8 protein-coding genes are annotated in these 8,473 nt (G+C 35.2%); 7 read left to right on the top strand and 1 reads right to left on the bottom strand.

The genetic code is table 11. The features are described from left to right. The first annotated feature begins 129 nt into the window (after positions 1 to 129). The 4 genes from Q0F04_RS10905 to Q0F04_RS10890 are packed head-to-tail and all read left to right on the top strand — an operon-like array spanning position 130 to position 2,983. On the top strand, positions 130 to 1,593 hold the full coding sequence (locus tag Q0F04_RS10905; RefSeq protein ID WP_295753231.1) for a DUF1846 domain-containing protein: 1,464 nt from the start codon (positions 130 to 132) through the stop codon (positions 1,591 to 1,593). Positions 1,594 to 1,602: 9 nt separating this feature from the next. Further along, the gene (locus Q0F04_RS10900; protein WP_117572895.1) at positions 1,603 to 1,890 is read left to right on the top strand and encodes a hypothetical protein; all 288 of its coding nucleotides are present in this window, start codon (positions 1,603 to 1,605) and stop codon (positions 1,888 to 1,890) included. After that, positions 1,890 to 2,189, top strand: coding sequence for a hypothetical protein (locus tag Q0F04_RS10895; RefSeq protein ID WP_117572893.1), 300 nt, complete (start codon positions 1,890 to 1,892; stop codon positions 2,187 to 2,189). The genes Q0F04_RS10900 and Q0F04_RS10895 overlap by 1 nt, the downstream gene beginning before the upstream one ends. Positions 2,190 to 2,197: 8 nt before the next feature. Further along, a complete protein-coding gene (locus Q0F04_RS10890) occupies positions 2,198 to 2,983 on the top strand; it encodes a nucleoside phosphorylase (RefSeq protein WP_295753229.1) in 786 nt (261 codons plus the stop codon). Here Q0F04_RS10890 and Q0F04_RS10885 read toward each other — a convergent pair. Then, positions 2,980 to 4,476 (bottom strand): NAD(P)H-hydrate dehydratase, encoded by a 1,497-nt coding sequence (locus Q0F04_RS10885; RefSeq protein WP_295753227.1) that lies wholly within the window; start codon positions 4,474 to 4,476, stop codon positions 2,980 to 2,982. The genes Q0F04_RS10890 and Q0F04_RS10885 overlap by 4 nt on opposite strands. A gap of 100 nt (positions 4,477 to 4,576) precedes the next feature. Here Q0F04_RS10885 and Q0F04_RS10880 point away from each other — a divergent pair, with 100 nt between their 5' ends. From Q0F04_RS10880 to Q0F04_RS10870, 3 genes are read left to right on the top strand one after another with little or no spacing between them, the layout of a single operon-like run. Next, a complete protein-coding gene (locus tag Q0F04_RS10880; RefSeq protein WP_295753225.1) occupies positions 4,577 to 6,184 on the top strand; it encodes an oligosaccharide flippase family protein in 1,608 nt (535 codons plus the stop codon). Position 6,185: 1 nt separating this feature from the next. Further along, positions 6,186 to 8,033, top strand: a complete 1,848-nt coding sequence (gene mnmG, locus Q0F04_RS10875) for a tRNA uridine-5-carboxymethylaminomethyl(34) synthesis enzyme MnmG (RefSeq protein ID WP_117572887.1) — start codon at positions 6,186 to 6,188, stop codon at positions 8,031 to 8,033. 53 nt (positions 8,034 to 8,086) lie between these two features. Then, positions 8,087 to 8,377: a septum formation initiator family protein gene (locus tag Q0F04_RS10870; RefSeq protein WP_295753222.1), complete on the top strand. Its 291-nt coding sequence runs from the start codon at positions 8,087 to 8,089 to the stop codon at positions 8,375 to 8,377. Positions 8,378 to 8,473 lie beyond the last annotated feature (96 nt).

Below are 8,473 nucleotides of genomic sequence, written 5' to 3'. Positions count from 1 at the left end.
GAAGTTAAGCACTTTCACGGCGACAATAGTTGGGCTTGCCCCTGCGAAGATAGCTAGCTGCCGGGTCCTTTTTTTTTGCCTTTTTTTTTATTTTATTGTAAAATAGTGCGTTGTATGGAGAGTAAAATTATGAACAAAATTGGATTTAATAATCAAAAATATTTAGAAATGCAGTCAGAGCATATTAAAGAAAGAATTTCTCAATTTGGAGATAAATTATATTTGGAGTTTGGTGGAAAATTATTTGATGATAATCACGCTTCTCGTGTATTACCTGGATTTTCGCCAGATTCAAAATTACAGATGTTGATGCAGTTAAAAGATGATGCAGAAATTGTCATTGTCATTAATGCTAATGATATTGAACAAAACAAAACTCGTTCTGATCTACAAATTACATATCAAGAAGATGTTTTACGTTTGATCAATGAATTTACTAAACGTGGTTTATATGTTGGTAGTGTTGTTGTTACACAATACAACCGTCAAAAAGCGGTTGACTTATTTAAGGCTCGTTTAAAACGTAGAAAAATCGATGTATATTTCCACTACTATATTGAAGGATATCCTACAGATACTAAAAAAATTATTTCGGATTCTGGATTTGGAAAGAATGATTATGTGAAGACAACAAGACCATTAGTTGTTGTTACAGCTCCAGGTCCTGGTAGCGGTAAAATGGCCACTTGTTTATCACAGTTATATCATGAACATAAACACGGTATTAAAGCAGGTTACGCAAAATATGAAACATTCCCTATTTGGAATTTACCTTTGAATCACCCTGTGAATTTAGCTTATGAAGCAGCAACTGCAGATTTGGCCGATGTAAATATGATTGACCCATTCCATTTACAGGCTTACAATGAAGTTACAGTTAACTATAACCGTGACATTGAGATTTTCCCTGTTTTAAAGAACATTTTTGAAGAAATATATGGATCAAGTCCTTACCAAAGCCCAACTGACATGGGTGTAAATATGGCTGGTTTATGTATCAGTGATGATGAAGCTTGTTGTAATGCTAGTAATCAAGAAATTATTCGTCGTTACTTTGTAAGTAAAACAAGATATGCGCATGAACTTTGTTCACATGATGAAGTTCAAAAACAAGAAGTTGTGATGAATAAGGCCGGAATCACTGAATTAGATCGTCCTTGTGTTGAGGCTGCACGTAAAAGAGAAGAACAAACACATTCTTTCTCTGGTGCCATTGAATTGGATGATGGAACAATTATTACAGGTAAAACAACAAATTTAATGGGTGCTTGCTCAGCCGTTTTAATGAATGTTTTGAAGCATCTTGCAGGTATTGATAAAAAGAAAGTTTTAATTTCACCAGAAGCTATTTTACCTATTCAAAACTTAAAGACAGAATATTTAGGTTCGGTAAATCCTAGACTTCACTCAAATGAAATTTTAATTGCGTTATCTGTTTCTGCTTTGCATAGTGAAGATGCAAAAAAAGCATTAGCTATGTTACCAAAATTAAAAGGTATGCAGGCACATGTAACTTGTGATGTTGCGGATGTAGATTTAAGTATTTATGCGAATTTAGGCATTATGCTTACATATGATGCTAATAAAAAATAGGAGGTTTCTATGGCAAAATCAATTCCTAGCTCTGGAGCAGGAGCTGTTCGTATTATTTTAAAAAATAAGGATGCTTTCCATTTTGATTTAAGAGAAAAGAAAGAAGAAAATGGAAAAGTAAGCTATTTATTTGATGTGTATTATGAAAATACTACAGGTACTTTAAATGTATTGATGGAAAACAACGAGCCTGTCATTGCCGCATTAAACTTAAGTTTGGGGAAAGTTATAACTTTATCTAATGATACAAACTTAAAAAAATTATGTAATTACGTAGTAGATCAGGTGAACGCATAATGAAGATAAGATTGCATGTTGTTGTAGACAAAGAAGATGATGCGGTTGTTGAAGTTGTTCAAAATGCATTGAATGAAATTTGCGCAAAGATGTCTTATTCTCCAAGTCGTTTACAGCCAAGTTTAGCTGGTTGCATGGAATTTTATGCGACAAGTGATTTGAGTGAAGATGAAATTGATGATTTATTATCAAAATTGAATAATGACTGGGATGGAGAAAGCGATGATTGTCAGGCTTATAGCTTTAATACGACAATGTTTCATCCAAATGTTTACTACTTACAATTCCAATCTTTCTAGGACATACTATGATTGATTATACAGAGGGTTCAAATAAACAATATCATACTCAATTAGAGGAAAGTGATGTTGGGGATTATGTCATTTTGACGGGAGATCCTAAAAGAGTAAAGGATATCGCAGCTTATTTAGATGATGCCTATTTTGTTGCGGATAACCGTGAATATGTTACATATTCAGGATATATAAATGGGGTTTTGTGCAGCGTGGTTTCTACCGGTATTGGTGGAGCTAGTACTGCAATCGCAATGGAAGAGCTTGTACAACTCGGTTGTCATACATTCTTACGTGTAGGTACTTGTGGAGGTATGCGACTTGATGTTTTAGGTGGAGATATTGTGATTGCCAGTGGTGCTATTCGCCAAGAAGGTACAACACGTGAATATGCACCTATTGAATTTCCGGCAGTTTGTCATTTTGATGTTTTAAGTGCTCAAGTAGAAAGTGCTAGAAAACTTGGCCTTTCTTATCATGTTGGTGTTGTTCAAAGTAAGGATTCTTTCTTTGGTCAGCATGCACCTGAAACAATGCCAGTTTATCAAGAGTTACAAAACAAATGGGATGCGTATTGTAAACTAGATTGTTTAGCATCTGAAATGGAATCAAGTACAGTGTTTATCGTAGGACAAACGCGTCACGTTCGTAGTGGAGCTATGTTCTTGTGCTTAGCGAATCAGGAAAGAGAAAAAGCAGGATTAACCAATACACAGAATCATGATTTAAAACCATTGATGGAATGTGCTGTTTTAACATTGAAAAATTTAATAGAAAAAGACGAGGCTGAGAATCATTAAGATCTCAGCCTTTTTAGTACATTTGGAATGTTGTTGATAATATCTTCTGGCATAAAACTTGCCGAATCTATATCAAGTTTGGCACTTTGCGAATGAATATAGGTAGCACATAGAGCAGCTTGTAAACTATCTTTGCACTGTCCAAGCATCGCAACGACAATACCACATAAAATATCTCCGCTTCCGCCTTTTGCCAGACCTGCATTTTGTGCATCTAAAACATAGACATTGCCTTGATGGGCAATATAGGTTTGACTTGATTTTAGTATTAGTACACAGCTTGGATATTCTTTTGAAAAGTCACGAGCTACTTCAAATGGGTTTGATAAAATGGTGGAAACATTTATACCTGTTAAATCGGACATTTCTTTAATATGCGGAGTTAAAATTGTAGTTTCATTTCGTTTTAATAAATCAATGTTTTTTTGAGCAGCCCATAATGCATCGGCATCAAGTACTATTTTTTTATCACTCTTTAAGGCTTGTTCCACTAAAGCAACAGTAATATTGTTTTTTTGCATGCCATTTCCAATGGAAACAATAGAATAATTATTTATATTTTGTTTCAACAATTCAATGGCTTTAGAGCTAAAGATACCATTGCGATCGGCACATTGAAGAAGCATATAAAAATCAGACTTGATTGCAAGAATATTAGAAATACATTCAGGAACCATCAGAGTAAGAGTTCCAATACCACTTTTATAAGCACTCAAACTTGCCATATGGATCGCACCATGCATGTTTTGACTTCCACCAATCATTAGGGCTTTTCCAAAAGTTGACTTATGCGCATTCAATGGACGATTTGGAAGATGAATATCCTCTTCATTTAATACTTTGATTTTGTCCATGCATTTTTGATGAAGAATCTGAGGGATTCCAATATCTACAAGGTATAATTTACCGCAATGATTTTTTCCTTCATTTAGCCATTGTCCTTGTTTGTAGCAATCTAAACTAATTGTATAATCGGCATGAATGGCGCATCCAAGAACATTTCCCATAGTGGAATCAATGCCGCTAGGCATATCAATACTGATGATGGTTGAATGGGATGTATTCACAGTTTGAATCATCGTTTTATAAAATCCAGTAATATCTCTAGATAGTCCGTTGCCAAAAAGGCAATCAATGTAAATGTCATAAGTGACATTAGGAAGATTTTGGCTGAATGGAATCTTAAAATTCTGTATCATTTGAAATTGAATTTTTTCTTCATCCGACATCTTTTTAATTTCTGGAACCACCACATATAGATTTGGATATTTAGGCTGTAGAAGTCTTGCGATTGCAAGTCCATCGGCACCATTATTTCCAGGGCCACAAAGAATGCAGATAGATTGGTTAGTATTTGCGATTTGTTCAATGATTTCGGCTGATTTTATAGCTGCATGTTCCATCAAAATCAAGCTAGGAATTTGGTATGTTTTGATGGCTGCATGATCAATGTTTCGAGCCGTCGTTTGCGTATGTATATAGGCTGGATACATATTCTCACACTCCTTATCTTTACTATACTCTTAATGTGTAAAAAATCATAATACTTTTAAGGATGTATGTTATAATTATGAAATTGGGGGTATTTATTCTATGTCGAAATCTTCAGCGGCTAAAAAGTCGATTATTGTGGGCGGCCTGATAGGAACGGGCGGTCTATTTGTATCAAAACTAATTGGATTGGCTTATACAATTCCATTTTCATATATACTTCAGTCGGAAGCGTATCAGTCTGTTTATGCGCAATCTTATAATATATATGCGTATTTATTGACGATATTTCAATCGGGAGTCCCATTTGCGGTGGCCACACTTGTAGCACGATATATTGCGTTAGAAGATGCGAAAAGTGTTATTTTAGTAAAGAAAATAGCTTTTGCGATTTTAGGCTTAACGGGATTTGTCGGCATGATTCTATTATTTACATTATCGAATGTGATTGCACCAGCCATGGTTGCCAAAAATGCCGATATCATGGCAAATTGTTTGAAAATATTATCTTTGGCAATTTTCCTTGTTCCTGTATTGTCTGCTTTTCGAGGATATTATCAAGGCTTAAAAGAAATGGAAGAATATGCTTTTTCACAAGCTTTCGAACAAGTATTTCGAGTTGCGTTTTTACTAAGTGCAGCATGCCTTGTAGTGTATGCGTTTGGGTGGGATAAAAAGTATGCATTATATGCGGCGGTTATGTCAACTTCTGTGGCAACGATTGCGGCGATTGCTCAATTTGCGTATTTTGATCGTAAACACCAATGTGTAGTGGATGAAATGGCACAAAGACAAACGACACGTTCGCATTCAGCTAAGAAGATCTTCAGAGAAATTCTTGTCTTAGCCATTCCTTATTTAGTGGTTGCGATTTTAGGGAATATTGACCAGGTATTTAATGGTTTCTTGCTTCCTACAGGATTAAAGATGCATTATAATGCCAAAGATACAACGACTGTCATTTCTGCATCAAACTATGTGGCAGGTAAATTAAATGCGATTCCAATGATTTTAGGTCCAGGTTTTGCGACAGCGATCATTCCACATATTTCCGAGGCTTTATCAAAGAAAAATTATAAGTTGGTTAAGAAAAATGTATTGGATAGTATCAACGTAGTTTTATATGTAGCCATTCCTGTATCGTTTTGTATTTTTGCGTATGCAGGACCATTGAATTACACATTATATTATTCTGAAAACTTGGAATTATGTACATTCGTTGTACAATGGATGTCTTTGGAAGGTTTCTTGTCTACATTAGCTCCATTAGTTACCAATTTAATGGTTTCTTTGGAATTAAGAAAAAATGTATTAAAAAATTTGGCCATTGGTGTATTGATCAAAGGTGTTCTTTTGATTCCGTTTGTATGGATCATGGGTATTGCGGGTGCTGTTATTTCAAGTTTTATTGGTACAGGATATATCATTTATAAAAACTTAAAAGAGATTCAAGATGTATATAAGATTTCATATCGTAAAACTTTAATTATCGTAGTACGTATTTTGATTGGATTACTCGCATTATGGATTACTTCAATTCTTCTATCAAAAATTGGATTGTATGGTGTTGAAGGATCAAAGCTTTCATGTCTGTTCAAGATGTGTTTAAATGGATTATTAAGTGTAATTGTATATGTGGTAGTTACTTTGTATTTAAAAGTTCCACAAAGTATTTTTCATTTTCAACTAAGAAAGAAATCGGGTGTATAAAATGTATGATGTAGTAGTTGTTGGAGCTGGACATGCCGGAATTGAGGCTTGTTTAGCTGCAAGTCGTATGAATAAAAAAACGGCTATTGTTACTTTAAGTAAAGATATGATCGGTTCGATGCCATGCAATCCTAGCGTGGGTGGACCGGCAAAAGGAATCGTAGTTCGAGAAATTGATGCCTTGGGTGGTATGATGCCTGTTGCGGCTGATAAAACGGCTTTACAGTTTAAGATGTTGAATACGACAAAAGGGCCTGGAGTCTGGAGTTTGCGTGTTCAAAGCGATAAGATTGCCTACAAACGTTTTATGAAAAAGGCATTAGAAGAACAGGAAAATTTAGATATTATTGAGGCAGCATGTAAGATTGTTGTGATCAAGGATGGAAAAGCTTGTGGTGTTGAGTTAGAAGATGGAACATTTATTGAAAGTAAGACAGTTGTCTTGACGACAGGTACTTATATGACAAGTAATGTTTTAAGAGGTCACACTTCCACTGTTTCAGGACCAGAAAATCAAAGGACGGTCAATACGTTGTCAGAATCATTGCGTGAGGCAGGAATTAAAACTTTCCGTTTAAAGACGGGTACACCACCTCGTATCAAAATGGATACAATTGATTTTACTAAGGCAGAACCTCAGCCAGGGACAAATCAATTTTTGCGTTTTAGTGAGACAACAAAACAAGAGGATGTATTACCTTTCGAAAAACAAGAGATTTGTCATTTGATTTATACACAGCCAGAAACGCATGAAATCATACATACACATTTGCATGATTCTGCCATGTATTCTGGTTTAGTAAAAGGGGTAGGGCCTCGTTATTGTCCGAGTATTGAAGATAAATTGGTGCGTTTTGCGGATAAAGAAAGACATCAGCTTTTCTTAGAGCCTGAATCTAAAGAATTAGATACAATTTACATTCAGGGATTCTCCACATCAATGCCGATTGATGTACAGGAAAAGATGGTTCATTCTTTGCCTGGTCTTGAAAATTGCGTGATTGAAAAATATGCGTATGCGATTGAATATGATGCGATTGATCCACTTCAGATGAAGCCAAATATGGAAAATAAAATTGTTGAGAATTTATTTACAGCAGGTCAGGTCAATGGTACGAGTGGATATGAAGAAGCGGCTGGTCAAGGATTGATGGCTGGGGCAAATGCGGCATTGAAAGTAGATGGTAAAGAACCATTGGTTCTTCGTCGTGATGAAGCTTATATTGGTGTCATGTTAGATGATTTATGTACAAAAGGAACTAAAGAACCATATCGTTTATTAACTTCAAGAGCGGAATATCGTTTATTGTTGCGTCATGATAATGCGGATCAAAGATTGCTTGAAAAGGGTTATGAAATTGGATTGGTTTCACAAGAAAGATATGATGCATTTAAAAAGAAGATGGATGATATTGAAGTTGCTCGAGAAGAACTTTCAAATGCTCATATTAAACCAAATAGTGAAGTCAATGAATATCTTGAAAGTTTAGGCTTTGAACCGTTGGCACATGGATGTAGTGCATTGGATTTGATCAAGCGTCCAAAAATTACAGTTAAGGGCTTAGAAAAATATACTGGATTGAATTATGAAGACCAAATCAATGAGCAGATTGAGATCCAAACCAAGTATGCAGGTTATATTGCGAAGGCAAAGCGTGATGCGAAGCATTTGCAGCAGATGGAAAAGATGAAGCTTCCTGCAGATTTGGATTATGAAAATATGGATAATTTATCTTTGGAGGCAAGACAAAAATTAACAGCTATCAAGCCTTTAACTTTGGGACAGGCGAGTCGTATTTCTGGTATAAATCCGAGTGATATTGCGATTTTAGCTATGCGTGTGAAATAATTTGCATTGAAATCGTTTTCAATTATATGATATAGTTAAAAGGGGATAAAAATATGAAGGGAAAACGAAATAAAGTTCAACATTTCTTTGTATATATCGCAATGCTGGTTATGTCTGGCTTTTTAATCATGGGTGGTTTGCAGCAATTGTCAATGACGCATGAGTTAAAGTCGAGCATTGTTCAAAAGAAAAAAGAGAAAAAGGAATTGTCTTCTAAAAAGAAAGAATTGGAGAAGGCAAAACAGAATCTGACAAATCCAGATTATGTTGAATATATTGCGCGTGGAAAATACTTAGTGACAAAAGAGGGGGAGCAAGTATTTAAATTTCCAAGTAAAGACTAACTAGGCCGTTCGGTCTAGTTTTTTTATATATTAAGATTTTGGTTTCGGAACAGGGGAATGCGGTATGTGAAAAACTGTCGAATTGTCACAATTTGT

It is taken from the genome of uncultured Holdemanella sp., assembly GCF_934772795.1.
Classification (GTDB): Bacteria; Bacillota_I; Bacilli_A; order Erysipelotrichales; family Erysipelotrichaceae; genus Holdemanella.
This window is presented reverse-complemented; position numbering and strand designations above follow the sequence as displayed.

Coding starts and splice junctions, on each gene's coding strand:
- Q0F04_RS10895 (WP_117572893.1), top strand. CDS start 1,890: ATGAAGATAAGATTGCATGTTGTTGTAGACAAAGAAGATGATGCGGTT.
- Q0F04_RS10900 (WP_117572895.1), top strand. CDS start 1,603: ATGGCAAAATCAATTCCTAGCTCTGGAGCAGGAGCTGTTCGTATTATT.
- Q0F04_RS10880 (WP_295753225.1), top strand. CDS start 4,577: ATGTCGAAATCTTCAGCGGCTAAAAAGTCGATTATTGTGGGCGGCCTG.
- Q0F04_RS10885 (WP_295753227.1), bottom strand. CDS start 4,476: ATGTATCCAGCCTATATACATACGCAAACGACGGCTCGAAACATTGAT.
- Q0F04_RS10905 (WP_295753231.1), top strand. CDS start 130: ATGAACAAAATTGGATTTAATAATCAAAAATATTTAGAAATGCAGTCA.
- Q0F04_RS10870 (WP_295753222.1), top strand. CDS start 8,087: ATGAAGGGAAAACGAAATAAAGTTCAACATTTCTTTGTATATATCGCA.
- mnmG (WP_117572887.1), top strand. CDS start 6,186: ATGTATGATGTAGTAGTTGTTGGAGCTGGACATGCCGGAATTGAGGCT.
- Q0F04_RS10890 (WP_295753229.1), top strand. CDS start 2,198: ATGATTGATTATACAGAGGGTTCAAATAAACAATATCATACTCAATTA.